Here is a 24,862-nt window from a genome sequence, read left to right on the forward strand (position 1 = left end):
CTGCCGGCAGAAAGGGAACGTCCTCAACTGCCACATCTGGACCAAGCCGACGCCGATGCTTTGGCAACGTCAGCGAAAACCCGCCAGAGCGGGCAAGGTGCCTTGAAGCGAAACGGCATTGACCTTCTGGTCATGCCGCTGAAGCTGAAAGGCAGATTGCCGCTCTGGCGGGTTTGCAGCGTCGAGCCGTTACGCGGTTCGTAGAGCCGCGGAACTAATACTCAAGCTTCCACATGTAGCGGCGCGTCATATAGTCCTTGTGGGTGACGGCAGAGAGTGCACGCATGTACACGTTGTTGAGGATCGGCGCGAAGATCAGGTGGTTGAAGTATTCGCTCACGCTGTCCTTGATGTCGTTGAGGCCGAGCTCCTTGGCGTCGAGCTGATAGACGCGCTCGCCACCGTACTGGTTGACGAAGCGGATGCCGCGCTCGTCGTTGCAGCGGCTGCGGCCAACGCTGATGAGCTGGAACAGCGAGGTGCGCTTGTCCAGGATCTCGAAGGGGCCATGGAAGAAGTCGCAGGTGTTGATGGTGCAGGAGTCGATCTGTAGCATCTCCTGCACGTTGCAGATGCTAAAGACGTAGGCGGCACCAAAGAGCGGACCCTGAGCCATCACGTTGATGCAGGGCTTGTCGGCGTTCTGCTCGGCCCACTTGGCAGCGAGCGGACGGGTGTACTCGACGGCCTTGCGATAGATGGGGTCGACCAAGTCGAAGGCGGCCATAGCGGTCTCGTACTCGGCATAGCCCTCGGTCTGCTGCGTGAGCTCCATGGCGATCATGGTCACGACGGCGGAGTTGGTGCGGCCCATGCAGGACTCGTCGACGGCCAGGCTGTCGTACTGAATCTTGTAGTCGCAGACCTCGGTGAGGGCGGACTCGTCGACATAGATGGCGATGGTGCTGGCACCGTGGTCCTTGGCGACCTGGGCGGCGACGATAGTCTCCTTGGTGCCGCGCATGGACACGACGACGGCCAAGGTGTTCTCGTTAACGTAGGCAGGGGTGGCGTGCACGAACTCGTTGCTGGTGTAGCTGGAGCTCACGACCTGCGTGGCCTCGTGCTCCATAAAGTACTGGGCAGGATAGTTACCGCCGTTGGATCCGCCGGCGCCAATCCACACGACGCGCTTGATGCCGCCCTTGTCTGCCTTGTCGGCCAAAACCTGGGAGACGACATCCTTAACCTGTTCCTGAGTAGTCATCGTGCATCAGCCTTTCTTCTCGTTTGATGCTCATCACAGGCATACAAGTTACATACATGTTTTGGTTATGTCGACTAGTTGTATGCTATATTTGTCTTAGAAATTTTGCTGCTGTGGTTTTCGGTAGCTCGCTACCAGCAGTTTTATTGTTTTATTAAATACATGCTTGCTTAGGTAAGCATACAGGTTAGATATAGGTTGGCAATATGGGCGTCACATCTAAAAAGAAACTGACCCAATACGAGCGCTTGGCGGGCACGCTGCGCGATCGCATCGCTGCCGGCACGTATGCGCGCGGAGACAAGCTGCCGTCCGAGATGGAACTCATGGACGAATCGGGGCTATCACGCAGCACCGTACGCCACGGCCTTAAGGTGCTCGTTGATGAGGGCCTGGTGCGCACCGAGCGCGGGCGTGGCGCCTTTGTGGCCGACACGCCCGCGCTCCACGAGAACAACCTGGTGTTTTCGAGCTATACCAAGCAGGTCGAAGGCCAGGGCATGAAGCCCACCACGCGCACCGTGGACTCGGGCTTTGCCAAGGCGGCCGGCAGCATAGCTAAGTTCTTTGACGCCGCCGTGGGCAGCAAGCTCGTCAAACTTGTCCGCCTGCGCTACCTGGACGACGCGCCGCTGTGCCTGGAGACCACCTACCTGCCGCCAAGCTTCGAGACGCTCATCGATCGCGATATCAACGGTTCGCTCTACGCCACGCTGCGACAGGAGTTCCATCGCGCACCGGCACAGGGGCATAAGACCTTTGAGGTGTGCTATGCCTCGCAAAACGAGGCGTTTTTGCTCAACGTTGAGCGCGGGCAGGCGCTGATCCTGATCACCGACTACGTCTACGACACCGACGGCCGGCCGCTCCATGTCTCCAAGCGCATCCAACGCACCGACCGCGCCAAATACACCGAGCCCATCGGCTAACCTGCCAAAATAAACCTGTCCCTAAATGGTAGGTTTGGGGAGGTCGGGGAACCAGGTTGGTTTGGGTTGGTTGGGCGTGCGCTCGGCTAGGACCAACTCCATCCAACACATGTCGTACCAGCGACCGAACTTTTGGGCGCAGCGGTCGAAGGCACCCACCAGGCGATACCCCATATGGGCATGGAAATCCTGACTGTTGTGCGTCAGATACTCGTCGTCCTTGTCGTGCGGCACGGCGATGAGCGCGCACATGTTGGTGATGCCCATCGCAATCAGGCATTGCTTGAGCGCATCGTGCAGCTTGCGGCCCAGCCCGCCGTGGCGCACATCGCGCGCCAGGTAGATCGACGTCTCGACCGACCAGTCGTATGCCTCGCGGCTGTTGAGCGGGCTCACATAGGCATAGCCTACCGGACGCCCGTCCAGCTCCATCACCAAATACGGGTAGCGCTTGAGCGTACGCTCGATACGCCCGGCGAACTCCTCAACGCTCGGCACCTCGTATTCGCAGGTAATCGCCGTCTGGCGCACATACGGCTCATAGATGGCAAGCAACGCCGGCGCATCGTCGGGCGTCGCCAGGCGAATCGTCGGCTCGGACATTTCGGTCATACAACCCTTCCCCCTCAAAAACAAAGGCTGCCCTGCGCCAAGCTCAGGCGCAGGGCAGCCCCTTGTCACTACATCAGGCTACAGGACAGCCGCCAACGCGTCGATGTCCTCCTGCGTCGTGGCCCAGCTGGTGCAAAAGCGCACCACCGTGTGGGTCTCGTCGTACTTTTCCCAGTACTCAATCGAGGCATGCTCGCGAATGCGGGCCATGTCCTCGTTGGGCAGAATCACAAACTGCTGGTTGGTCGGCGTCTCCAAAAAGAACTGGTAGCCGCGCTCGTGCAGCACGCGACGAAGCGCCTGAGCGGTCTCGATCGCCTGGCGACCAATCTCAAAATACAGGCCGTCGGTAAAGAGCGCCTCAAACTGCACACCCGTCAGGCGGCCTTTGGCAAGCAGCGCGCCATGCTGCTTGATACGCGGAATGGGATGCGCCGGGGCGTGCATACCGCAGAACACCACAGCCTCGCCGCAGAGCGCGCCGCACTTGGTACCGCCGATGTAGAACACATCGCACAGCTGCGCCAGCTCGGGCAGGGCAATGTCGCACTCATCGGCCGCCAGCGCATAGGCCAGGCGGGCGCCATCCACAAACAGCGGAATCTCGCGCTTCTGGCACACTGCGTGAATCGCCGCGAGCTCGGCCTTGGAGTACAGCGTGCCGTACTCGGTCGATAGGCTCACGTACACGGCACCCGGGAACACCGTGTGCTCGTAGCTCTCGTTTTCGTAGAACACCTGGATATAGTTCTCAAGGTCCTCGGCGTGCATCTTGCCCTCGTAGCCGGGGATGGTGAGCACCTTGTGGCCGCCAAACTCGATGGCGCCCGCCTCGTGGCAGGCGACGTGGCCAGTCTCGGCAGCAACGACGCCCTCGTACGGCGCGAGCAGCATGTCGATCACCGTCGCGTTGGCCTGCGTGCCGCCCACCAGAAAAAACACGTCGGCATCGGGGGCCTGGCAGGCCTCGCGGATAAGCTGCTTGGCACGCTCGGTATGTGCATCGGTACCGTATCCGGGCTGCGGCTCCATATTGGTGTCGACGAGCGCCTGCAGCACCGCCGGGTGTGCGCCGTGGGAATAATCGTTGTTAAACGCGAGCATGGCAATCCTCTCTTACCGGGTATCGGCCAGATGATTCAAACGGAGCTATTGTACGCCGCTGGGATAGGCAATGCGCGCGGCAAGGCACTCAAGTGCCAGCACCAGAGCAAAACCGCAGCTCACATCACTCAAAAAGTGCGCTCCGATCACGATGCGGCCAAACGCGACGAACGCCACAACCACAGCCGCCGTCCAAAAGACCACACGACGGCGCGACGGCTTTTCCTTAAAGGCCGCTGCGGGAAGCCCGGCGAGCATAAGGCCGATCGCCGCGTGCGCCGCGTGTCCGCTCGCAAACGACTTAAAGCCGTCCTTGACTACACCGGCGGCAATATAGGCCCGCTTGTCGGGGTTGCCGATCACCCACCACGGCTGAAACTCGAGCCCCGGCGTCACCTCGACCACGCGCATGCGCGGGCGCGACCACAGCGGCTTGACGATCACGTTGAGGATGATGGCCTGAGCGACCCACACGGCAAGCACCATGAGCGCCCAGCGTGTGAGCTCGTCGGGCTCGGTCGTGCGCGTGAGGCGATAGACGATAAGGTTGGCGACGATGGCCAGCACAAACGTCAGCACCAACTGAGCCGCGATGAGTTTGCCGCCAACCCTCAGGGACGAAACGATCTCATAGCCGGTCAGGCCAACATTGACGAGGATGCCGAGCACGGCGAGCCATTTGCTCCCCCTGGAGTCGGGACGCACCGCACGCACGAGCATAACGCCCGCGACGCTCGCCGTCAGCTCAAACGGCAGCTCGCCGGCCGCCTCGATAAAGCGGCCGTACATACTGCCGATGTTGAACAGCGAGCTCGAGATCTGATAATCGAAGAAACTGCCCACGCCCAGGCAGAGGGCAAGGATAACCGCGATAGCAGCGGCATCTTTCTTATAGATGTACCCGAACATGCTTTCCTTTCGATGGGACCAGATTGCCCAAATGGGGCGTTTACGGCGTCGACCCGTTAGTCATCGTCGGACGTGCCCAGCTGCTGCAGCAGCATGAGTGCCGCGGCCACGGGGCCGGTGCCGTCGTTGGCGTCGAGACCGCGACCCAGGCCGCTGCCCGTGCCGGCGCCCGCCTTGTAGGGCACCGACAGTTTGCGGCTCTTGGGGAAGTTCACCGCGCCATAGCGGGTCTTAAGCTCATAGGCCACCTTCTTGGGAACGTCGACGCCCAAAAACGTGATGCGACCGCCGCTGAGCGTAACGCTCTCGAGCCCCAGGCGCTCGCCGCGAATGCGGATTCGCGCGCGATTGAACAGGTTGAGTCCCGCCAACGGCAGCTCGCCATGCGCGGCCTCGGTCTCTTCCTGCACCTCGTCGATGCTCTCCAGGTCCCCGGCCGCCGCAAGCTTACGGTATACGAGCACGCGCTGATCCACCGCCGGCAGGTACTCCTCGGACAAGAAGTAGTCGGCCGGCAGGTTGATGCCCACGCTCGCCGCCTCCACACCGGCATCGTCGTCGCCGCGCGCCTCGGCCACGGCCTGACCCAGCATCTGCGTAAACAGGTCAAAGCCCACGCTCGACAGATTGCCGTGCTGCTCGGCGCCCATGAGCGAGCCGGCGCCGCGGATCTCCAGGTCGCGCATGGCGATACGCATGCCGCTGCCCAGGTCCTGGAACTCGGAGAGTGCGGTCAGGCGCGCCGTAGCCTCCTCGGTGAGCGGCAGCTCGCCCGGGAACATAAAGTACGCGTAGGCTTGCGTGGCAGAACGGCCCACGCGGCCCTTGAGCTGGTAGAGCTGCGCCAGACCCAAGCGCTGCGAATCCTCGATGATCAGCGTGTTGGCGGTCGCGTTGTCTATGCCGCTCTCCACGATGGTCGTGGCGATGAGTACGTCGATCTTTTTGGTCGCGAACTCGATCATCACGTCCTCGACCTCGCGCGGGCTCATCTTGCCGTGCGCCACGCCCACGCGCGCCTCGGGCGCGGCCTCGTGCACGCGTGCCACGGCGTCGTCGATGGTCTTGACGCGGTTGGACACGTAGTACACCTGGCCGCCGCGGCCCACCTCCAGGCGAATCGCCGCGCTCACCACGTCGGGGTCGTACTCCCCCACGTGCACGATCACGGGGCGGCGCCCGGTCGGTGGCGTGGTGATCAGGCTCATGTCGCGCACGCCGCTCGTGGCCATCTGCATGGTTCGCGGAATAGGCGTGGCCGAAAGCGTGAGCACGTCAATCTGCTCGCGCAGGTTTTTGAGCTGCTCCTTGTGCTGCACGCCAAAGCGCTGCTCCTCGTCGATGATCACCAAACCCAGGTTCTTGGGGTTCACATCGGCCGAAAGCAGGCGGTGCGTGCCGATGAGCACGTCGATCGTGCCCTCGGCAAACGCCTTGAGCGCGCGCTTCTGCTGCGCCGGCGTGCGAAAGCGGCTGAGCACCTCGACCTCGAGGCCAAACGGGGCAAAGCGCTCAAAGAAGGTCTCGTAGTGCTGTTGGGCCAGAATGGTCGTGGGGCAGAGCACCATGACCTGACGGCCGGAGTCCACGCACTTAAACGCCGCGCGCAGGGCAACCTCGGTCTTGCCAAAGCCCACGTCGCCGCACAGCAGGCGGTCCATGGGCTTGGGCGCCTCCATGTCGGCCTTAATGTCGGCGATGGCCTCCAGCTGGTCGCGCGTCTCGTCGTAAGGAAAGCTCTCCTCCATCTCGATCTGCTCGGGCGTGTCGGGCGGGCAGGCGATACCGGTAATCGAAGAACGGCGCGTATACAGATCGACCAGGTCAAACGCCAGCTTTTTGGCGTTCTTGCGCGCCTTGTTGGTGGCACGCGTCCAGTCGGCGGTGTTGAGCCTAGTCAGGCGCGGCTTGTCGCCGTCGGGACCAACATAGCGCGTGATGCGGTCGACCTGCTCGAGCGGCACGTAGAGCTTGTCGCCGTCGGCATATTCCAGCAAAAAGTAGTCGCGCTCCTTGCCGCCCACTTCCTGGCGCGCGATCTCGCTAAAGAGCGCGATGCCGTGGGTAGCGTGCACCACGTAGTCGCCCGGCTTAAACGGAAACGTGATCTGCGTAATGTCCACCTTGCGACGGCTGCGCGCGCGGTTGGCGTCCATGCGGGCATTGAGATCGGCGATCGAGAACACGGCTAGGTTGGCATCGGGCACCACCACGCCCTGCGGCAGGGCAGCATCCACAAAGGTCACGCGTCCGCGCGAGATGGTGGGTACGGCAGCACCGGCGGCAGCCTGGGCGGCGCCCGCCTCGAGCGATCGGGCGTTGAGCGCATCGACGCGGCGCTCGCGGATCGAGGCATGGGCCTCCTGGCGGGCAGCACGGTCGGCAGAATCTGCCGCTGCCACGCGTACGCGCTCGCCAATAACACCGGCGTTTTCGGGGGCGGCCGTCAGCGACTCCTCAAAGGTAATGCCCTCGTCGCCAAAGGTGAGCTCCATCGACTCGCGCGCTCCGCGGTCGGGAATGGCAAACACGCAGGCATAGCGCTTGCCCACGACTTCCTGAACGCGCGTCATAAAGCGGTTGTCCGAGCCTGCGATAGCCGGCTGCTCAATCTTGAGCTCTGCCGTAACCGCACCGCCGGCGCGGATCAGGCTCACGTAGTTCAGGCGCTGCTGAGCACCAAAGTCGAGCTGCTGGGCGCGCACGTACAGGCCGTCCAAGCGGTCAATCCCCGCCTCGCCGGCGCGCGCCTCGATATCCTCGTAGGCACGCAGGCAGTCGTCGAACAGCGAGCGCGGCTCGGACAGAACCACAAGCGCCTTGCCGCTCACGTGCGCCAACGGGCTCACGGTCTGGCCGTACATCACCGGCAAAAAGCGGTCGAGCTCGGGTGTGACGATACGCGCATCAACCATCTCGAGCAGTGCCGCCAGCTTGCTGTCGCTCTGGCTTGCGCGATAGAGCGCCACGTGCATGTTGTGAACGGCTTCGTCGGTAAGCGCCAGCTCGCGGCACGGGAAGATCTCGATGCTGTCCTCGTTGCCGATGGTTTGGCCCGTAGAGCTCACCATACGGCGAATGCGATCAATTTCGTCGCCAAAGAACTCAATGCGCACGGGCGCTTTCTCTTGTGCGGGGAATACCTCGACGGTGTCGCCGTGCACGCGGAACAGGCCGGGTGCGTCGGCGGCGCCGGCATTGGTGTAGCCCATGCCCACCAGGCGCTGCGGCACTTCGTCAAAAGGAATCTCCTCGCCCACCGCAAAGGTCGTGGACTCCCAGTAGCGGCTCTCGACTGGCGGCACGCAACGCAGCAGTGCGCGGGCCGAGGCAACCATGATGCAGTTGTCCCCGCGCACGATACGCCCCAGAGCCTCGCAGCGCTGCGCCACCACGGCATCGTCGGGCGCCTGCTCGCGCCACGGATAGTCCTTGCGCTCGGGAAAGCGGCACACGTGCGCCAGGCCCACGTAGGCGGCAAGGCTGCGCGCGGCGCGATCGGCCGCGTCCTCGCCGCTCACAATGTAGACCGTAGGGCGCGGGCGGCGCGCAAACTGAGCAGCCGCCATAAGCGTGCGGCCCGACTGCGACACGGCCAGCGTCACATCCTCGCCGGCGTCGAGCCCGGCCTCGACGGTCTGCAAGGCCTCGGCAGTGTAGAGCTGCGCGGCTATACGGTGAATGAGCATGCTGTTCCTCCGGCATCGCAACGCCAAAAGCCCGCCGGGGCAAGCTCGGCGGGTCTTACGTCAAAAGTATTGATTATCATGGTAGCGCATGAGGTGAACACGCCAGCGCACGCCAAACAGCTACCCCAAAACGCGCATGCTCGGGCAAAGATCTGCCAGTGGGCACTCGTCGCACTTGGGTTTGCGGGCGTCGCAGATCTCGCGGCCAAAGGTGATCCACTGGTGGTTGACCGACTCCCAATACTCGTGCGGCAAGATCTTGAGCAGATCCTGCTCGGTCTTGAGCGGCTCTTTGGCGTGCGTCTTGGGACTCAGCATCAGACGGTGCGCGATGCGGTTGACGTGCGTATCGACCGCGATGCCCTCGACAATGCCAAACCCCACGTTGAGCACGATGTTCGCCGTCTTGCGCCCAACGCCCGGCAGCTTGACAAGCTCCTTCATGTCGGCCGGCACCTCGCCGCCGTAATCGGCGACAATCATCTGTGCGGCCTCCACGGCGTGCTTGGCTTTGCTCTTATAGAAGCCGAGCGACTTAATGGTATCTGCCACATCGGCAACGCTCGCCCCCGCCATGGCCTCGGGCGTGGGCCACTGGGCAAACAGCTTCGGCGTCACCTTGTTGACCTGCGCGTCGGTCGTCTGCGCCGAGAGCAACACCGCTATGAGCAGCCTATAGGGATTCTCGTGGTCCAAAAAACACTCAACCGGGCCATAGCGACGGTTAAGGCGCTCGCACACCTCAACGGCGCGCTCGCGCTTGGCGGCATTGGTCTCGCGTGGCATAACGACTCCTCGAATCAGCGGCATAACTTACCTATGGGCACGATTGTCCCACGTATGGGGTCTTTACGCCTCCAAAAATGCGCCGGTCTGGCGGCCCCACAAGCTTGCGTACTCGCCGCCTGCCTCGACAAGCTGCGCATGCGTACCGTCCTCGACAATCTCGCCGTCCGCCAGCACCACGATGCGGTCGAGCGCCGCCACGGTGGACAGGCGATGTGCCACCACAATGGAGGTACGGCCGCGCATCAGGTTCTCAAGCGCCTCCTGCACCAGCGCCTCGGACTCGCTATCCAGGGCAGAGGTCGCCTCGTCGAGCACCAGAATCGGCGCGTCGGTGAGGATGGCACGGGCGATGGCCACGCGCTGGCGTTGGCCGCCCGAAAGCTTAACGCCGCGCTCGCCCACCATGGTGTCAAAGCCCCGGGGCAGGCGGTCGATAAACTCCAGGGCATTGGCCAAGCGGGCCGCCTCGCGGATCTGTTCGTCGGTGGCATCGGGGCGGCCGTAGGCGATGTTCTCGCGAATGGAGCGGTGAAACAGCAGCGCCTCCTGCGGCACGTAGGCAACCTGGCGGCGCAGGCTCTGCTGCGTGCAGCGCGAGACATCCTGACCGTCCACGAGTACGCGACCGCCCTGTACGTCGTCCAGGCGCAGCAGCAACTTGGTGAGCGTCGTCTTGCCCGAGCCCGATTTGCCCACCAGGCCCACGCGCTGACCCGCCGCCACATGGAGCGTCAGGTCGTCGAACACGCTCTCGCCCGCCGCGGCGTCACGGTATGCAAAGCTCAGGTGCTCAAAATCAATCGCGCCCTCGCCCACCTTGAGCTCGGGAGCATTCTCGTCGTCCGCCACCAGACGCGGCTCGTCCAGCACGCGCGTCATCTCGGCCGCATCGCCCAGCGCGCGATTGATGCGCTGCATCATGGAGCTTACGTAGTTCAGACGCATGGTGAGGTTGTACGTATAGGTAAAGATCATGACGAGCGAGCCGGCAGAGATACCAAACCACGCGTTGCCGCCCGCGACGAACACGCTCACCACGGCCATGGTAATGACGATAAGGCCCGAGGTCGTAAAGTTGCGCTGCATCATGGCGTGCATCGAAACCGTCTCGGCGTCGCGCGCGGCGCGGTCGGCGCTATCGAACAGGTCGCGCTCAAAGTCTTCGCGTCCGCAGGTCTTGACGGCCAGGATGTTCGTGACCGCGTCGGACAACACGCCCGACAGTTTGTTCTGCGCGGCGGACGTCGCGGCCGAAAGCGGCATGATGCGCTTATACATGAGCCAGACAAACGCAATGTAGACGACCATAATGCCCACCAGGATCACGGTAAACGTCGGCACTACCGGAGCGAGCGCCGCCACCGTGCAGACAACCGAGGTGATAGTGGGAATGAGCGAATACACCGTCACGTCCACCAGCCCCGTGTAGCCGCTCATAAAACGGCTCGTCTGGCTCACAAGCGATCCGCCAAAACGGCTGGTGTGGAATGTCATGGATTGATTGGAGAGCGTGTCGAAGCACAGGCGCGCCAAGTGATAGTTACCCGCAATCTCGAGCTTGTAGACGGTGTAGTCCTGCAGCTTGGAGAGGATTTGGCCCACTAGGTTAACGAGCACGAGCGCCAGAATGTAGGGGCCAAAGACCTCAAACACCCGGTCGCCCGCCACGGGGCCGTCCTGGACGCGGTCGACGATAAGTGCCATCACGTAGGTGTTGGCAAACGTGAGCAAAAAGATGTAGCCCGCCGACGAGAACACCGAGAGAAAGACGATCAGCGGCTGCGTGCGCGTGACGTCCCAAAAACGCTGTAGCGTGCGGCGCACGGTTGAGCGTTTGAGCGGACTGGTGTTTCTCTGTGACATGGGCTTCCTTTCACATCTGGCGGGGCTAAACGTCATTGTTGCATACTAAAGCGCACTTCAGGCAAGCACGATGCGAAAAGCAGCGGGGCGCCCGCGTTTGCGCCGGTGCCCCACCGTCTTGTTGTAATTATTCCTCGTCTTCTTGGTCTGTGAGAAGGCCCGCGGGCGTGAGTCCCAAGATCTCATCAGCTTGGTCGGCGTCTTCCAGCGCGTCGATGTCCTTGAGCTTGCGCTCCATGACGTTGGTGCGCGTGGTGATGATGCCCTCGACCGTCTTTCCCGCGGTCTCGATTTGCTGCTGGGCGCGGCGCAGCGCCGCCTGATAGCGCGGCAGCTCGGCCTTGACGGCAGAAAGCACGCGCAGCACGTCATCGGTGCGTTTTTGCAGCCTAAACGTTTGGTAGCTCATCTGCAGGCTGTTGAGGATAGCCGCCATGGTGCTAGGGCCGGCAACGTTGACGTGATAGTCGCGACCCAGGGTCTCGATAAGCCCCGGACGACTGACAACCTCGGCGTACAGCCCCTCAAACGGCACGAACATAATGCCAAAGTTGGTCGTTGCCGGCACACTCAGGTACTTTTCGCAGATGTCCTTGGCCTCGCGCTTGACCATGGCGTCGAGCGTCTTACGCGCAGCGGCGACGGCCTCAGCGTCACCCGACTCCTGGGCGTCGAGCAGATGCTCATATGCGTCACCCGGGAATTTGGAGTCGATCGGCAGCAGCACGGGATCGTCCTCGTCTACTGGCAGCTTGACGGCAAACTCAACGCGCTCCGAGGCGCCGGGCTTGGTGGCGACGTTTTCCAGATACTGGTCGGGCGTGAGGATGTCCGCCAGGATTGCACCCAGCTGCACCTCGCCCAAAATGCCACGCGCCTTTACGTTGCCCAGCACGCGCTTAAGGTCGCCCACGCCGGTGGCGATGGACTGCATGTCGCCCAGGCCCTTGTACACGGCCTCGAGCTGGTCGCTCACCTGCTTAAACGATGCCGACAGGCGATCGTTGAGCGTGCGGGAGAGCTTCTCGTCCACCGTCGCGCGCATCTGATCGAGTTGCACGTTGTTGTCTTTGCGGATAGCACCCAGCTGGGTATCGACCGTCTCGCGCACCTTGTCCAGGCGGTGCTCGATGCCCTCGCGGTTGGCACCGAGTTGTTGGGCCGTCTCGCGGCGCAGGTCATCCATCCGGTCACCAGCTTGCGAAAACTCGCGTGCGATGTTCAGGTAACGTTGCTGCTCCACGGCCGCATCTGTCGTCTGCTGCTGCGCGATGGCATTGGCCGTGCGGCGGGTTTCTGCCAGCGCGACGTTCAGGGCATCGAGCGCGTTGTTGGCCTGCTCGAGTGCCGCCATCGCCTCCGCACCGCCATCGCCGCGCTCTCGCAGCTCGGCGCGAAGGCCCTTGAGCTGCAGGGCGCAAGCCACAGCCACTCCTACCGCTACCAAGGCGATCACGACCAGCACAATATCAACAGCAGACATAGACTCCGCCCAACAAACCCAATCGATCATCAATCAAAACCGCGATCAATCTTACCCCGCCACACGCACCGGGCGCCCGGCCCCTTCTTGGGCGCCCCTCTCCTCCGCATATTCCATAATGCGGCGCGCCGTCTCCCTGCTCACCTTTGAGTCATCGCCGGCTAAGTATGCGTACACGTTTCCCTTATTCAGATTCAAATCGCGGCAGAGACCGTAGCGCGTTACGCCCGATTCCCCTAGCGCTCCCAACGTTCTTTTTCGCATCAGAGCGTTGATCCTTCTGTCCGCCACTGGCTTTTCCTTCACCGCTCTATACGCACGCCAAACGTTGGCATAACGATTAGGGAGTTTGTCCTCGGCGCATAGAGATGCCAGGCTACCCGTTTGGGCGTACAAGGACAAAACGCCTCGGTAACCCTCTTCCATCCACGAACCCTCGGATAAGCCCAGAACGTATTCGGCTTTACCCTGCGCCAAAGCGAGCAAAAACAGGGGCTCCGCCACGCGCGGCGCAACCGTCGTCGCCTGCTTAACCAGTTTTCTAAAACTGAGCGACTGCTGTCCGGATAGCTCTCGGCAATAGCCTTTTAAGAATCCCTCAAAGGTCAGATTCAACCGAGCACCTCCTTTTTGTATTGCCTGTATGCGCAGACCATCTCTTGATAACTCCGCTCCGAAGGCGACGACGCCAGCGCCTCGCCCTCGTCGAATATAAGCCGTTCGAGCAGTCCCCAATCAAGTCGGTCGACGAATGCCTGGCTATGAAGATCGACGATGTCGTTCGGACGGTAGGCATAGAGCTTCATTACCGCTAGGTCTTCCAAGGATGGCGTAAAGTACCTGATAAAACGCGCCCCAATATCCAAGGGAATCAAACGATCTTCGTAATTGAATGGCATCTGATTACAATATGCCGCCGCCATACCATTCACCTCGGGATATCGAGCTATGATCTCGCGGAGGCACCTGTCTGCCTCAAACACATCAATGTCATGTGTAACCGACCGATTCGTCACATCGTTAAGCATGAAGGCGCTCCCTCCCACCAATACAACGCTCGGTCTATCGTCTCTTGGACCTATTTCCAGCTCCGCCTCTTCGTCAATATCCAAAAGAGTCTGCTCTAAATCCTGCTTATGCATAGCAAATCCTATTATTAATCATGATCAATAATACTATTCAGTCGCACGACAGGATCCACAGGATGCAAGAATTCTACTCGTGGCGATAATCCCTGCACCCTAGAAGTCCTAATGTGACAAACGCTAACTCTCCCAGCCGGCGCGGATGGTTGTCACGACATCGCCCAGGCGCTGGCCGAGAGCTGTCAAATGTTGGAGCACTTCGCTGGGCGAAGCGCCGTTGAGAATGCACGTAAGGGCATATGAGGCCAAGAAGATTGCCGCGAGTCCCAACGGGATCAGCACGATCATCGCCAGCGTACGCAGGCGCTGGGCCCAGCGACGGCGACGCGCACGACGCTTGTCGAACGCAAGCTCCTGCGCATATGAATCTTGCTGTACGGAATAGGCTCCTGGGCCCACCTCACCCGCAGGCGATACCGCGGGCGCGGCGTTTTGCGCAGGAGGCTGGACGGCTGCCCCTTGCATTTGCATCTCCATAAGCCGCTGCTGTTGGCGCAGCATGCGCTCGGCTTGTTGCTGCGGGGTCTCAAGAAACAGATCCATGTTGGCCTCCTCAATAGGAGCATTCGATGCTTGCGCCCAGCATCCCGCACCATCGCGGCCGCGGCAATGAAATCCGCGGCAATAGCCGCAAAGATTCTTTTGTCAGAAAACTGTCGAAAAGTTCAACAACTCCCCTACCAGCACTTTCTTTGAGCTTTTTTCGCCAGCAATCTTTTGCCCTTTCGCCCTTGCGCCATCCGACCAAAACCTAGCCAAAAGCTTGACGGAAATTGTGAAGACAGGGACCCCAAACAAAACGTGCCGCCCCAAAAGGGGCGGCACACAAACTAATCTATTAGCCAAAACTCGTTGGCAAGCCCGCGCCGTCAGAACCGCGGCGCATGCCTTTGCCTCGCGCGACCCTGCGAAGCCGTGAGCGAGAGGGAAAGGGATGCGCCGCGGTTCTGACGCCCGGAGCGGCGAGGCCGGCAGTTGCCCTGCGGAGCCGTGAGCAAGAGGCAAAGGTACTTCCCCGCCCTGCGCTCCGCAGCAGCCAGCGCCACGCGCTAGTAGTTCACCACCTGCTCCTCAAAGTACGCCTTGGGATGGTTGCAAACCGGGCACACCTCGGGCGCCTTGGCACCAACATGCAGGTGCCCGCAGTTCAGGCACTTCCACACCTTTACGCCCTCGCGCTCAAACACCTCGCCCGATTCAATACGCTCGACGAGCTTGTTATAGCGCTCCTCGTGAGCCTTCTCGACAGCGCCAACGCCACGGAACTTCGCGGCAATCTCGGCAAAACCCTCCTCTTCGGCGGTCTTGGCGAACTCGTCATACATCGTGGTCCACTCGTAGTTCTCGCCCGCGGCGGCATCGCGCAGGTTGTCCAGCGTATCCGGAACAGCACCGTCGTGCAGGTACTTAAACCACAGCTTGGCATGCTCGGACTCGTTGCCCGCCGTCTCTGCAAAGATATTCGAAATCTGAACGTAGCCGTCCTTTTTGGCCTTGGATGCATAGTAACGATACTTGGTGTGCGCCTGGGACTCACCGGCAAAAGCGGTCTCGAGGTTCTTCTTGGTTTGAGAATTCTCAAAATCCATAGGTGTACTTCCCTTCAATACGCGCCGCCCACAGACTTTGAGCGGCATTGTCTTTAGGATACCCTCATGCCGAGAATCTAAACCTTACTATCCCGTTCTGCAAATTCGCGTCATCACACACTCAGCCAGCGCTCGCCTTCGGCACGACAAAAGCCTTCGCGCTCCAGGTCGGCAAGAATGCCCGCAATAAAATCGCAACCAACCGGTTCGCGACCCGCTGCGGCCTCCATCTTGTTAACGCCTGCAACAGCTTCAACAAGCGTTATGCCCGCCGGCTGTCCGTCGCGGGCTGCAAGCAGCATGCGCACGATATGGGCACGCTTTTGCCGACGCGAGCCCTCAAATTTGGACTGGCGGCTGTAGCCCGCCGAGCGCCTAGACGGATTGGGCAGCGTCTTTTTAAGATACGCGCCGTAATCCAGCAGCGCGTAATACCACGCGCGCGGCGTATCGGCATCGTCGAGCGGCACGGCAAAGGGAGCGACCTCATCCGCCGCCGCACCGGGCGCCGCCGGGCAGGCCGCCTGGATCAACGGCACCAGCTCGCGGTCGGGAACAGACGGAACGTCAGGAAAAAAGTGATGCAGAAAGACCGTGCGCACATTGGTCTCCAGGTACACTCCCGGAAGATCAAACGCAAACGACCGAATGCCCTGCGCCGTTGCGGGCCCAATACCGGGCAGCGCGACCAGGTCGCGTGTATCACGCGGAAACTCCCCATCCCAGTCCTCCACGAGTCGCTGCGCGGCCTTATGGAGCGCCAAAGCACGGCGGTTGTAGCCCATGCCCTGCCAAGCGTCCAAAACATCAGAAGGAGCGGCCTGAGCGAGAGAATGCACGGTCGGAAAGCGGTCGAGCCATGCCGGCATGCGCGTCTCTACGCGTGGAACCTGCGTCTGCTGCAGCATGACCTCGGAAAGCCAGATGATGTACGGGTCGCGCGTGCGGCGCCACGGAAGGTCGCGATAACGCAGAACCCCTTCCGAACGAATCATCGAACGAAAGGGGTCCTGAATCATAGCTATACTCCTTATGCGGCGCTACTCCTCCCGGCAAGCACACGCGCAAACGGCATACTCGGGAAAGGCGTCGCGGTCGGCGAACTTGGGATCGACGGCGGGGAACTGGCGGCGAGCGACGACATCGTCCAGCGAAACGGAATCGAGGTAGTCACGCATCAGCGCCTGGGCCCCAGCCCACAGGGGATGATAGCAGCACGTGCCCCTGCGTGCACAGTCGCCATCGAGTGCCGTGCAATCATTCATAACCATAGGGCCCTGAACGGCCTCGACGACCTGACGGATAGTGACCTCGCTCGGGTTGACCTTAAGACGCATACCGCCGTGGACGCCACGCAGGCTCTCCACAATACCGGCCTGAACCAAACCGTGTTGGATCGAGCGGGCAAACGAATACGGAACATTGACCTCTTCGGCAGCAGTGCGAACAGAAAGCAACCGCTCCGGCTCCTCGGCAAGCATCGCAAGCATGCGGAGGGCATAATCAGTCTTCCTCGATATGTCCATGTTTCCCCTTTCAAGGAATACGAACAGCTCGAACGGGCTCCGGGGCCGAGCTTACGTCGAGACGCTAAATAACCGCCGGGACAACCAAATAGTGAATTAGATGTCCGCTGAAGGCCTAATCCAAAGCAAATTGCATCAGATTAGGCCCGCAGTGGAATTTAGTATAACCTAACCCCCTGTTTCGTTGAACGAGTGTTGCGCAACAACCCCCCCCTGTTTAAACCGATATACTTAATTCATTTCCGCATCTCGGAAACAAGGAGCAGAATGAAAGGGACGGCCAAGCGGTTGTCCTATTAAACGCAAAAAGCCACGTCCGAAGACGTGGCTTTAATTGCGTTGGCGGGAAGTACGGGGCTCGAACCCGCGACCTCCGACGTGACAGGCCGGCGCTCTAACCAAACTGAGCTAACTCCCCAGGCAGTCGTTCGCGTTTGTTTCCGCTCGCGTGCGCTGCGGGGATTAGTATACACAGAAGTCTGTTCGCCGCGCAACAACTTTTTTGAAAATATTTTTTGGGTCCCTCCGGGAGGGTCTCCGGGGCCGGCTGGCGCGGGTTAAGTTTGCTGCTCTACAGTCCTGCGCAAGACGGAAAGCACATTAAGTGCTTTCCTTTGCGTGCGGAACTCGCGACAAACTTAACCCGCGCCAGCCGGCCCCGGAGACCCTCCCTGCCGTCACTTTGTTCGAAGACTTTGTTGCTCGCCGCTTCGCGGCTCGGGACCCCCGTTCTCCTCGGCGGGGTTGCCTGATGGTTGTTGTTGAACTTCGGCCTTTGGCTCAAAGAAAAACGGGGGATGCAATCTGCATCCCCCGTTTTTGTTGCGTTTACTCTAGGTCAATAAATTTGGTGCTGAGAATCTTGCCGTCCTTGACGAGCATTCTGGCCATGGTGGGGCCTCGGGTGCCCCTGGGGTAGCTGGCGCTGCCTGGGTTGAGGACCAAGCAGCGGCCCACCTGGGCCTCTTTGGTTACGTGAGTGTGACCGTTGATGGCTACGTCCACGGATCCCACCGGGAGGTCTTCGCGGTAGTGGGCTACGGCAAACTTAAGGCCCTCGTAGCTAAAGAGCGCCAGACGGTCCACTTCGGGCCCGTAATCGCGGTAGTAGTCGTTATTGCCCAGAACCGCTCGCACGGGGGCGATGGTTCGCAGATGTTCGTAGTCCATCTCCGACGTAAGATCGCCGGCATGGATAATCAGGTCCGCGCCGCTCAACTCATCTAAAAGCGCGGGCGACAGATAACCGTGGGTGTCCGAGATGATGTCGATACGCTTGGCGCTTGCACTGTTCATGGGATCCCTTCCGCAAAACGATTTGGTGCATTCATACAAAAAGCCCCGCGGCTCCGCAGACGATTTTGGTCTACAGGGCTGCGGGGCCGGTGTGCTAGAGGCTCAGGGCCTTCTTGAGCGGTACGACGCGACGGCGCGAAACCGGTACGCGTTCGTCGACGCCCGTAATGCCCAGCTGGATAGCGCCCGAGGGGACCGTCTCGACGTCGGTAACACACGCCAGGTTAACGATATAGCGGCGGTGAACGCGGAAGAAGCCAAAATCACAGAGCTTGGCCTCGAACTGTGCCAGCGAGGTCGTCGACAAAAAACGGTCGTCGACGGTATAGATACAGGAGTAATCGTCCTTGGCCATAATGAAGCGAATGTCGTCCACGGGGATGAGCACCTTGCGGCCGCCCTTCTCCACCGGGATGCGCTCGATGGTCACCTTGCTGTCCGCAACGGGCTTCGTGCGCTGCATGACCTTCTCGATTGCACGATCCAGGCGGGCTTCCTCTACCGGCTTCATCAGATAGTCGACGGCATCCACATCAAACGCCTCAACCGCATGATCGCTGTACGCGGTCACAAACACGATCGCCGGCGGATTCTTAAGCTTATGCAGCGCCTCGGCAAGTTGCAGACCCGAAGCGCCAGGCATCGAAATATCGAGGAACACGACATCAACGCGACTCTCCATAAGCATCTCGATGGCGGAGCGAACGCTCGACGCTTCTGTGATCGTGCCGATCTTGCCCGTCTGCTCGAGCAAGAAGCGAAGTTCCGAACGGGCCGGGGCCTCATCATCCACAATCATCGCACGCAGCATGGGGATAAAACCTTTCGTCAACAAACTACATCGAGCATACGCCAACCGGCGTTAAGCCCGTGACCAATTATTCTACTCTTGAATGTCGAAGATGCTCTCCGACAAATCGAGATGTAGGAGCACTTTAGTGCCCTTACCCGGCGCCGATTCGACGCGCGTATAGGAGTGCGGCCCATAAAAGCGATGAATGCGCTCCGAAATATTGTGCATGGCAACGCCGGCGCCGCCACCCTGCGGGGAGCTGGCGTCGGGACGGGCAGAGCGCTCGTCAAACAGTCTGGCAGCGATGCCCTCGTCCATGCCCACACCGTCATCGGCCACCGAAATCAAAATCGCATCGTCACCATCCCTGCGCACCGTCACGTCAATCTTCAGCGCACTGGCATCACCCATGCCGTGACGCACGGCGTTCTCGACAATCGGTTGGATCACAAATGCCGGAACCAGCGTGTCCTCGACGTCCTCGGACACGTCAAAGGTCGCCAGCACGCGATCCTCGCCAAAGCGCGCCTTCTCAAACGTCAGGTAGCGCTTGGTCTGTGCGACCTCGCGCGACACGGGAATGAGCGAGCCCGAATTGTCGAGCGTTGCGCGATAGAACGAGGAGAACTCGCGCAGCAGCTCGCGGGCGCGCAGCGGGTCGGTACGCGTAAACGATGCGATGGTGTTGAGCGTGTTGAACAAGAAGTGCGGGTTAATCTGCGCCTGCAGGGCACGCACCTCGGCACGGGCCGTGAGCTCCTTTTGCACCTCGAGCTCGTGAATGGCGAGCTGCGTGGACAGGATTTCGGCAAAACCCGAGGCGAGCGCATACTGGGTACGGTCGACGGCACGCGGGGTCTTGTAATAGAACTTGAGCGTGCCGACGGTGCGGTCGCCCACCTTGATGGGCGCGATGATGCCAGCGGGGACCTGGTTGTGTGAGCCATCCGAACCCACCACGTCCACCACGCGGTTGAACGACTGGACGATACCGTGTTCGATGACGTAGCGCGTGGCGAGCGTATGAATGGGAGAATTGGGCAGCAGCTTTTCCTCAAACTCGCCCGCGCAGGCCAGTACGTTGCTCTCGTCGGTAACGGCAACTGTCATGGCGCGTGTCTCGGGCAAAATGCGCTGGCACACCAGACGTGCTGACTCCTGCGTCAGACCGCCTTTAATGTCCTCGAGCATGGCCGAGGCCACCGAGAGCGTCTCCTCGGTGTACTGCGAGCGAACCGAATCGGGATTGAGCGTCAAAAAGATAAAGATACACAGGAAGATGCATAGCAGCGCACAGGCGACCACGGTCGCGATTGGCTCGATTCCAGTCGCCAGGGCAAAAACAAAGTACACCAGCACACAAATGGCGCAGGATACGGCAATGATGCGAAAGATTGACATTGAACTATCGCGCTGGGCGCGGCGGTCGATCATTCAGTCCCCTCCAGGATGCTGGTCAGCTGGGCGTCACGCCAGAGCCCATCCATAATCTTGGGCCAGAAGCTCTGGAAACGCAGGTAGCTTGCGGCGTTTTGGCGTGCGTAAGTCCTGGCCTCGTCAATACCGTGGCGCCAAATGCGTAGGTATCCCTCGTGCTCGCGGGTAAACATGCTGCGGACCATGGCAGTCTTACGCACGCGATCGTCAAGCTCGCGCGAAATCCACGGGCCCGGATAGGGCATGAGAGATGCGGCTGTAACGGGAACGAGCTCTTTCTGGTGTGCGGCAAACGTTAGCTTGGCACGTTCGTAGTACCAACGGTACACGTCCTGCATAAAGCGCGGCGAGCGTTTCTCGGACTCGGGCGGCAGATGGCGCACGGTCCACTCGTTATCAAACCATACGTCGTAGCCAAACATGCGCATATTAAAGAGGTAGTCCAGGTCCTCGCCACGAGTGATAAACGGGTCAAATGCCACGCGGGTAAAGGCGCGGGCATGGAGGGCCATAAGGCCGCCGCACACATAGTTTGAACGCGAAATACGGGTGCCCGAGAGCGCCTTTTTCATCCAGCGATTGAACTCAATACGCTTGGTCCACCAACGGTGGCAGATGCCCACCTTGTCCGTGGGGGCCAGCGGCGATCCGTCTCGATCGTAAAAGTAGCCGCTCTTAACCAAGATTGGCAGACCCTGACGCGTCTGCTGCCCCAACGCGTAAGTCGCGCGTTTCATAAAGTCGGCATCGATGACAGTCTCGTCGTCATCCAAAAAGATGACGGCATCGTGACCCAGCACGGCGGCACAGGCAAGTCCCATATTGCGGATGGCGCCATAGCCACGCAGGCTCACGCATTCTCCCGAACCCTTGGGCGCAATCTGCGCTACGCGGTCGGCGATACGCGATGCCTGGGTATTGGTGACTACGGTAACTTTGAGCGTAGGGTGCGCGTCGACGATTTCGCGTACGCGCTTCGACACATCCGCCGTGGCCGAGATGGGACAGACCACCAAAAGGATGATTCGCGGAATATCGCGTACCTGCTCGAGCGAAGCAAGACAGTGATCGAGCTCGGGATTGGCGGCGTTGAGATTCGTCGAGTGGTCATAGACACCGGGAGCGTTTGCATGGGCATCATCGCCCGCCCAATATGTTGGAATCACAACCGTGGCGTTCATGCCTTCCCTCCCTGCAACACAAAAACGAGGCGCCGCCAAACACAGGCGACGCCCCGCGACCTAGCTGATTCCATCATACCCACTTGGGCAAATCATTGCTCGCAAGTCGCAATGTTTATTGCGGATAACCCCAAAAGAGTACCGCGGACAGGCACAATAGCCGCTCGCTCCTATGCGGCATGCTCTGCCGCTCGAGTCATGCGAGACAGGCGGGCCAGCAGCATAAAGCCAACGACCAGCAGCACAGCAATGGAAAGAACGCCCAGCGACGGGTTGCCAGTCAGCGAGGTGACGACCGACACCAGAAAGGTGCCCATAACGCTTGCATAGCGCCCAAAGATGTCAAAGAAGCCGTAGTACTCGTTGGACTTTTCCTTGGGGATGATGCGGCCAAAGTAGCTACGGCTGAGTGCCTGCACGCCACCCTGGAACAGGCCGACCATAATGGCAAGCACCCAGAATTCAAAGGCGGTCTTGAGGAAAAACGCGGCGAACAGCACAATGCCCATGTAGGCGGCGACCGCCACCAGGATCATGTTGAGCGTACCCACGCGTCCGGCGAGCTTGCCGTAGATGATGGCGGACGGAAAGGCCACGAACTGCGTAACGAGCAGGGCCAGTACCAGCTGGGTCGAGTCGATGCCCAGAGCCGAACCGTAGCTGGTTGCCATGGAAATGACCGTGTGCACACCGTCGATGTAGAAGAAGAACGCGATCATGTAGACCAGCACGGTCTTGTTGTGAGCGATCTCGCGCATGGTGTGTACGACCTCGGAGAACACGCCGCCCACGATGTGGCCGATGGTGTCCTCGGGACCGCGCTCGCGACCGTACTTTTGCTTATAGGTGCGAATGAGCGGCAGGGTAAAGATGAGCCACCAGGCACCAGTGATGACAAACGACAGACGCGTTGCCAGCATGGTGGGGACGCCAAGAGCGGGACCGCCCATGATAAGCGCCAGGCAGATGATGAACGGCACGGTGGAACCGATGTAGCCCCAGGCATAGCCCGAGCTGGACACGGCGTCCATGCGCTCGTCGGTGGTAATGTCGGGCAGCATGGCGTCATAGAACGTCATAGAAGAGTTAAGGCCGATGGTGCACAGCACGTACACGGTCAAAAATGCCATGGCGGACATTGGGATAGCCTGCGCCAGGCAAAGCACCAAACCCGTGAGGAAGAAGCCCAAGAAGAACTTGATCTTGTTGCCGGCGTAATCGGCAAGCGCGCCCAGAATGGGCATGAGCATGGCAATGACCAGCGAGGCAATCGTCTGCGCGCTACCCCAAGCGACCACCAGATCGGCCGAGGAAGCACCGGTATTGATGGCGTTAAAGTAGATGGGCACCACCGAAGTGTTGAGCAACACGAGGGCCGAATTGCCCACATCGTACATAACCCAGTTACGCTCGAGCTTGGTGTATTTCATGGACAGGGACCCTTCGTATTCGCCCGATATGCAGTCAGTTCATCGTACCCCAATTGCACAGAGGCACCGGTAAGGATTCGGCAAAGGGGCACGCACGAGCCCTACTCCTCGCGGTCGAACTCTTCGTCAGCGCCGAGCACGCGACCACTGTAATTGACGTGGTTGGTCACGGCCTCCATATCGCCGGTCTCGATAAAGCGGGTGACCGTGCACCCGTAATCGACCAGCGCGCGGTCAAAGACCTCGGGGAAGCTCTCGTTCGAGACCTCATCGGTAAAGGGATTCTTCCACGTCAGATGGACCAGATTGCCGGTGCGCTCGGGCGGCTCGGTCGTCACGCGGTGAGCAAGGCCATCGAGCAGGGAGTAGTCGTGTACTAGGCCCTCGACCAGGGCAATTGCACGCGTCTTGGCCGAGCCCGCCGGTTCAATGGCGCGATAGAGCAGCTGCATGTCGGCAACGGCGGCACCGTACTCCCCCGCTGGGATATCGATACCGTACACACGCCCGGCAACATAGCTCATCAGCACGCCGGCCACGCGATTGATGCGGTCGGTGGTGACGATCTCGCCCGCCGGCGGATAGTCCTCGACCGTGGCCCCGTCGCGCTTGAGCTGCAGCATCAACACGTCCAGGTCACTTTCGAGCACCGCATGGACCTGGCTGCCCGAATCCCCCAGCTCGAGATCGGACTCGACAATGCCAAACTGCTGCTCGTAGACAAAGGGGTGGGCATTACGGTCGAGCACGTAGTGCGACAGCAGGCCCAGCGCAAAGGCGCGGCCCAAGTTGGCATCGCGCGGGAGCAGATGGGACACGCCGTCGCGCAGGCACGAGAACTGGCGCGACATGCGCGAGCGATGCATGGCCTGCGCCAGCAGCGTGCAGTCGGAAACGCGCGGCGTCAGGATGTGGAAGAAAAACGGGTCGGGACCCTGGTTGCCCAGGATAAAGGCAATGCGTTCCTCGTCGGACGTAATGACGCCCTGCGGCAGACGATCGATGCTTTCCTCGCCAAACAGATGATGCGTAATAAGCGCAGGCATAATGATCCTTTCGATTTCATTCGATGTCACCCATTATGCCCACCGCGCGGCCATGCCAAACCCGCGTCGGCAAACGATGGCATGCGGACCGTCTACACAAGCCCCAGGCGCGCCTTAACCTCGGCAGCGCGACGACGGGACACGGGCACCGTCGAGGTTACGCGATCGAGCCTGAGTTCCATAAGACCCGTAGAACCGATCTCGACATTGTGCACGTCTTCCAAGTTGACCAGATAGCTGCGGTGGACACGGATAAAGCCCTCGGAGGCCAGGCGCCGCTCGAGCGATGAAATCGACTCATTGATCAGATATGTTCCCTCGGCGCAGACGGCGTTGCAAAAATCGGCGCGCGCCTCAAAGTAGCAGACATCCGCCACGGGAATGAACACCTTTTTACCCCCACGATCCACCGTCAGGCGCAAAGGCTGGCGCGGAGCATGGACGACACGGCGAGCGCCCAGGGCGGTCTCGATCTTATCGAGCGCCTTTGACAGGCGAGCATCCTCGACCGGCTTTACGATGTAATCGACGGCATCGAGGTTATAGGCATCGGCCGCATACTCGGCAAATGCCGTCACAAACACCACGACCGGCGGTGTCTTTAGGTTCTGAAGCGTCTCGGCAAGCTCAATTCCCGAGCGACCGGGCATGGTAATGTCTAAAAACAGCACGTCGGGCTTGTTCGACAGAATCGATTCCACGGCTTCGGTGACATTGCCCGCCTCGGCAATCTGGCCCACACGCGCATCCTTTTCCAACAGATAGCGTAGCTCAGCCCTAATTGGGGGCTCGTCATCAACCACCAAGATATTCCAGCCTTCGGACATATGCGCT

General features: G+C 60.5%; 23 protein-coding genes and 1 tRNA gene. 2 read left to right on the top strand and 22 right to left on the bottom strand.

Annotated features, from left to right (window positions below; all coding sequences use genetic code 11):
- Window positions 1-214: 214 nt before the first annotated feature.
- Window positions 215-1,207 carry an SIS domain-containing protein gene (locus ACQRCA_RS06025; protein WP_427719490.1) on the bottom strand — a complete coding sequence of 331 codons (993 nt, stop codon included), beginning with the start codon at window positions 1,205-1,207 and terminating at the stop codon, window positions 215-217.
- Between the two features lie 206 nt (window positions 1,208-1,413).
- On the opposite strand from ACQRCA_RS06025, the gene ACQRCA_RS06030 reads away from it, so the two are divergent.
- Window positions 1,414-2,136 carry a GntR family transcriptional regulator gene (locus tag ACQRCA_RS06030; RefSeq protein WP_427719492.1) on the top strand — a complete coding sequence of 241 codons (723 nt, stop codon included), beginning with the start codon at window positions 1,414-1,416 and terminating at the stop codon, window positions 2,134-2,136.
- Between the two features lie 21 nt (window positions 2,137-2,157).
- Here the strand turns inward: ACQRCA_RS06030 and ACQRCA_RS06035 are convergent, their stop codons facing one another.
- From ACQRCA_RS06035 to ACQRCA_RS06080, 10 genes are all read right to left on the bottom strand, one after another.
- Window positions 2,158-2,748: a GNAT family N-acetyltransferase gene (locus tag ACQRCA_RS06035; protein WP_118238204.1), complete on the bottom strand. Its 591-nt coding sequence runs from the start codon at window positions 2,746-2,748 to the stop codon at window positions 2,158-2,160.
- A 78-nt stretch (window positions 2,749-2,826) separates the two neighbouring features.
- Window positions 2,827-3,852 carry a threonine aldolase family protein gene (locus tag ACQRCA_RS06040; RefSeq protein WP_427719493.1) on the bottom strand — a complete coding sequence of 342 codons (1,026 nt, stop codon included), beginning with the start codon at window positions 3,850-3,852 and terminating at the stop codon, window positions 2,827-2,829.
- Window positions 3,853-3,897: 45 nt separating this feature from the next.
- Window positions 3,898-4,761, bottom strand: coding sequence for a phosphatase PAP2 family protein (locus tag ACQRCA_RS06045; RefSeq protein ID WP_427719494.1), 864 nt, complete (start codon window positions 4,759-4,761; stop codon window positions 3,898-3,900).
- Between the two features lie 56 nt (window positions 4,762-4,817).
- Window positions 4,818-8,450 (bottom strand): transcription-repair coupling factor, encoded by a 3,633-nt coding sequence (gene mfd, locus ACQRCA_RS06050; protein WP_427719495.1) that lies wholly within the window; start codon window positions 8,448-8,450, stop codon window positions 4,818-4,820.
- A gap of 120 nt (window positions 8,451-8,570) precedes the next feature.
- On the bottom strand, window positions 8,571-9,236 hold the full coding sequence (gene nth, locus ACQRCA_RS06055) for an endonuclease III (protein ID WP_427719497.1): 666 nt from the start codon (window positions 9,234-9,236) through the stop codon (window positions 8,571-8,573).
- 63 nt (window positions 9,237-9,299) lie between these two features.
- Window positions 9,300-11,102 (bottom strand): ABC transporter ATP-binding protein, encoded by a 1,803-nt coding sequence (locus ACQRCA_RS06060; protein ID WP_427719498.1) that lies wholly within the window; start codon window positions 11,100-11,102, stop codon window positions 9,300-9,302.
- Between the two features lie 127 nt (window positions 11,103-11,229).
- Window positions 11,230-12,585, bottom strand: coding sequence for a DNA recombination protein RmuC (locus ACQRCA_RS06065; RefSeq protein ID WP_427719500.1), 1,356 nt, complete (start codon window positions 12,583-12,585; stop codon window positions 11,230-11,232).
- Between the two features lie 51 nt (window positions 12,586-12,636).
- A complete protein-coding gene (locus ACQRCA_RS06070) occupies window positions 12,637-13,200 on the bottom strand; it encodes a hypothetical protein (protein ID WP_427719501.1) in 564 nt (187 codons plus the stop codon).
- Window positions 13,197-13,727, bottom strand: a complete 531-nt coding sequence (locus ACQRCA_RS06075) for a DUF6036 family nucleotidyltransferase (protein WP_427719503.1) — start codon at window positions 13,725-13,727, stop codon at window positions 13,197-13,199. The genes ACQRCA_RS06070 and ACQRCA_RS06075 overlap by 4 nt, the downstream gene beginning before the upstream one ends.
- Window positions 13,728-13,850: 123 nt before the next feature.
- Complete coding sequence (locus ACQRCA_RS06080; RefSeq protein ID WP_427719504.1) at window positions 13,851-14,273, bottom strand: hypothetical protein; 423 nt, start codon at window positions 14,271-14,273, stop codon at window positions 13,851-13,853.
- A gap of 26 nt (window positions 14,274-14,299) precedes the next feature.
- On the opposite strand from ACQRCA_RS06080, the gene ACQRCA_RS06085 reads away from it, so the two are divergent.
- Window positions 14,300-14,485 (top strand): hypothetical protein, encoded by a 186-nt coding sequence (locus tag ACQRCA_RS06085; RefSeq protein WP_154518490.1) that lies wholly within the window; start codon window positions 14,300-14,302, stop codon window positions 14,483-14,485.
- A gap of 294 nt (window positions 14,486-14,779) precedes the next feature.
- Here ACQRCA_RS06085 and rbr read toward each other — a convergent pair whose 3' ends face one another.
- The 11 genes from rbr to ACQRCA_RS06140 form a co-directional block, all read right to left on the bottom strand.
- Window positions 14,780-15,319: a rubrerythrin gene (rbr, locus tag ACQRCA_RS06090; protein ID WP_154518486.1), complete on the bottom strand. Its 540-nt coding sequence runs from the start codon at window positions 15,317-15,319 to the stop codon at window positions 14,780-14,782.
- Between the two features lie 113 nt (window positions 15,320-15,432).
- Window positions 15,433-16,338, bottom strand: coding sequence for an adenine glycosylase (locus tag ACQRCA_RS06095; RefSeq protein ID WP_427719505.1), 906 nt, complete (start codon window positions 16,336-16,338; stop codon window positions 15,433-15,435).
- A 21-nt stretch (window positions 16,339-16,359) separates the two neighbouring features.
- On the bottom strand, window positions 16,360-16,845 hold the full coding sequence (locus ACQRCA_RS06100) for an RrF2 family transcriptional regulator (RefSeq protein WP_154518481.1): 486 nt from the start codon (window positions 16,843-16,845) through the stop codon (window positions 16,360-16,362).
- A 340-nt stretch (window positions 16,846-17,185) separates the two neighbouring features.
- Window positions 17,186-17,263 (bottom strand) — tRNA-Asp (locus tag ACQRCA_RS06105).
- Between the two features lie 410 nt (window positions 17,264-17,673).
- Window positions 17,674-18,141, bottom strand: coding sequence for a YfcE family phosphodiesterase (locus ACQRCA_RS06110; RefSeq protein ID WP_427719507.1), 468 nt, complete (start codon window positions 18,139-18,141; stop codon window positions 17,674-17,676).
- Between the two features lie 94 nt (window positions 18,142-18,235).
- Complete coding sequence (locus tag ACQRCA_RS06115) at window positions 18,236-18,952, bottom strand: LytR/AlgR family response regulator transcription factor (RefSeq protein WP_154518646.1); 717 nt, start codon at window positions 18,950-18,952, stop codon at window positions 18,236-18,238.
- A 72-nt stretch (window positions 18,953-19,024) separates the two neighbouring features.
- Complete coding sequence (locus ACQRCA_RS06120) at window positions 19,025-20,368, bottom strand: histidine kinase (protein WP_427719509.1); 1,344 nt, start codon at window positions 20,366-20,368, stop codon at window positions 19,025-19,027.
- Window positions 20,365-21,552: a glycosyltransferase gene (locus tag ACQRCA_RS06125; RefSeq protein WP_427719510.1), complete on the bottom strand. Its 1,188-nt coding sequence runs from the start codon at window positions 21,550-21,552 to the stop codon at window positions 20,365-20,367. The genes ACQRCA_RS06120 and ACQRCA_RS06125 overlap by 4 nt, the downstream gene beginning before the upstream one ends.
- Window positions 21,553-21,722: 170 nt before the next feature.
- On the bottom strand, window positions 21,723-22,982 hold the full coding sequence (locus ACQRCA_RS06130) for an MFS transporter (RefSeq protein ID WP_427719512.1): 1,260 nt from the start codon (window positions 22,980-22,982) through the stop codon (window positions 21,723-21,725).
- Between the two features lie 101 nt (window positions 22,983-23,083).
- Window positions 23,084-24,028 carry a zinc dependent phospholipase C family protein gene (locus ACQRCA_RS06135; RefSeq protein WP_427719514.1) on the bottom strand — a complete coding sequence of 315 codons (945 nt, stop codon included), beginning with the start codon at window positions 24,026-24,028 and terminating at the stop codon, window positions 23,084-23,086.
- A gap of 92 nt (window positions 24,029-24,120) precedes the next feature.
- The gene (locus ACQRCA_RS06140; RefSeq protein WP_154518631.1) at window positions 24,121-24,855 is read right to left on the bottom strand and encodes a LytR/AlgR family response regulator transcription factor; all 735 of its coding nucleotides are present in this window, start codon (window positions 24,853-24,855) and stop codon (window positions 24,121-24,123) included.
- Window positions 24,856-24,862: the final 7 nt, after the last annotated feature.

It is taken from the genome of Collinsella sp. SGI.095, from assembly GCF_050314535.1.
In the GTDB taxonomy this organism is placed as follows: domain Bacteria; phylum Actinomycetota; class Coriobacteriia; order Coriobacteriales; family Coriobacteriaceae; genus Collinsella.

Excerpts from the sequence above, each read along its gene's own strand:
- ACQRCA_RS06030 (WP_427719492.1), top strand. The coding sequence starts at position 1,414 with ATGGGCGTCACATCTAAAAAGAAACTGACCCAATACGAGCGCTTGGCG.
- ACQRCA_RS06040 (WP_427719493.1), bottom strand. The coding sequence starts at position 3,852 with ATGCTCGCGTTTAACAACGATTATTCCCACGGCGCACACCCGGCGGTG.
- ACQRCA_RS06085 (WP_154518490.1), top strand. The coding sequence starts at position 14,300 with ATGCTTGCGCCCAGCATCCCGCACCATCGCGGCCGCGGCAATGAAATC.
- ACQRCA_RS06045 (WP_427719494.1), bottom strand. The coding sequence starts at position 4,761 with ATGTTCGGGTACATCTATAAGAAAGATGCCGCTGCTATCGCGGTTATC.
- ACQRCA_RS06115 (WP_154518646.1), bottom strand. The coding sequence starts at position 18,952 with ATGCTGCGTGCGATGATTGTGGATGATGAGGCCCCGGCCCGTTCGGAA.
- ACQRCA_RS06035 (WP_118238204.1), bottom strand. The coding sequence starts at position 2,748 with ATGACCGAAATGTCCGAGCCGACGATTCGCCTGGCGACGCCCGACGAT.
- mfd (WP_427719495.1), bottom strand. The coding sequence starts at position 8,450 with ATGCTCATTCACCGTATAGCCGCGCAGCTCTACACTGCCGAGGCCTTG.
- ACQRCA_RS06135 (WP_427719514.1), bottom strand. The coding sequence starts at position 24,028 with ATGCCTGCGCTTATTACGCATCATCTGTTTGGCGAGGAAAGCATCGAT.
- rbr (WP_154518486.1), bottom strand. The coding sequence starts at position 15,319 with ATGGATTTTGAGAATTCTCAAACCAAGAAGAACCTCGAGACCGCTTTT.
- ACQRCA_RS06140 (WP_154518631.1), bottom strand. The coding sequence starts at position 24,855 with ATGTCCGAAGGCTGGAATATCTTGGTGGTTGATGACGAGCCCCCAATT.
- ACQRCA_RS06130 (WP_427719512.1), bottom strand. The coding sequence starts at position 22,982 with ATGAAATACACCAAGCTCGAGCGTAACTGGGTTATGTACGATGTGGGC.
- ACQRCA_RS06120 (WP_427719509.1), bottom strand. The coding sequence starts at position 20,368 with ATGATCGACCGCCGCGCCCAGCGCGATAGTTCAATGTCAATCTTTCGC.
- ACQRCA_RS06100 (WP_154518481.1), bottom strand. The coding sequence starts at position 16,845 with ATGGACATATCGAGGAAGACTGATTATGCCCTCCGCATGCTTGCGATG.
- ACQRCA_RS06110 (WP_427719507.1), bottom strand. The coding sequence starts at position 18,141 with ATGAACAGTGCAAGCGCCAAGCGTATCGACATCATCTCGGACACCCAC.
- ACQRCA_RS06060 (WP_427719498.1), bottom strand. The coding sequence starts at position 11,102 with ATGTCACAGAGAAACACCAGTCCGCTCAAACGCTCAACCGTGCGCCGC.
- ACQRCA_RS06075 (WP_427719503.1), bottom strand. The coding sequence starts at position 13,727 with ATGCATAAGCAGGATTTAGAGCAGACTCTTTTGGATATTGACGAAGAG.
- ACQRCA_RS06025 (WP_427719490.1), bottom strand. The coding sequence starts at position 1,207 with ATGACTACTCAGGAACAGGTTAAGGATGTCGTCTCCCAGGTTTTGGCC.
- ACQRCA_RS06065 (WP_427719500.1), bottom strand. The coding sequence starts at position 12,585 with ATGTCTGCTGTTGATATTGTGCTGGTCGTGATCGCCTTGGTAGCGGTA.
- ACQRCA_RS06095 (WP_427719505.1), bottom strand. The coding sequence starts at position 16,338 with ATGATTCAGGACCCCTTTCGTTCGATGATTCGTTCGGAAGGGGTTCTG.
- nth (WP_427719497.1), bottom strand. The coding sequence starts at position 9,236 with ATGCCACGCGAGACCAATGCCGCCAAGCGCGAGCGCGCCGTTGAGGTG.
- ACQRCA_RS06080 (WP_427719504.1), bottom strand. The coding sequence starts at position 14,273 with ATGGATCTGTTTCTTGAGACCCCGCAGCAACAAGCCGAGCGCATGCTG.
- ACQRCA_RS06125 (WP_427719510.1), bottom strand. The coding sequence starts at position 21,552 with ATGAACGCCACGGTTGTGATTCCAACATATTGGGCGGGCGATGATGCC.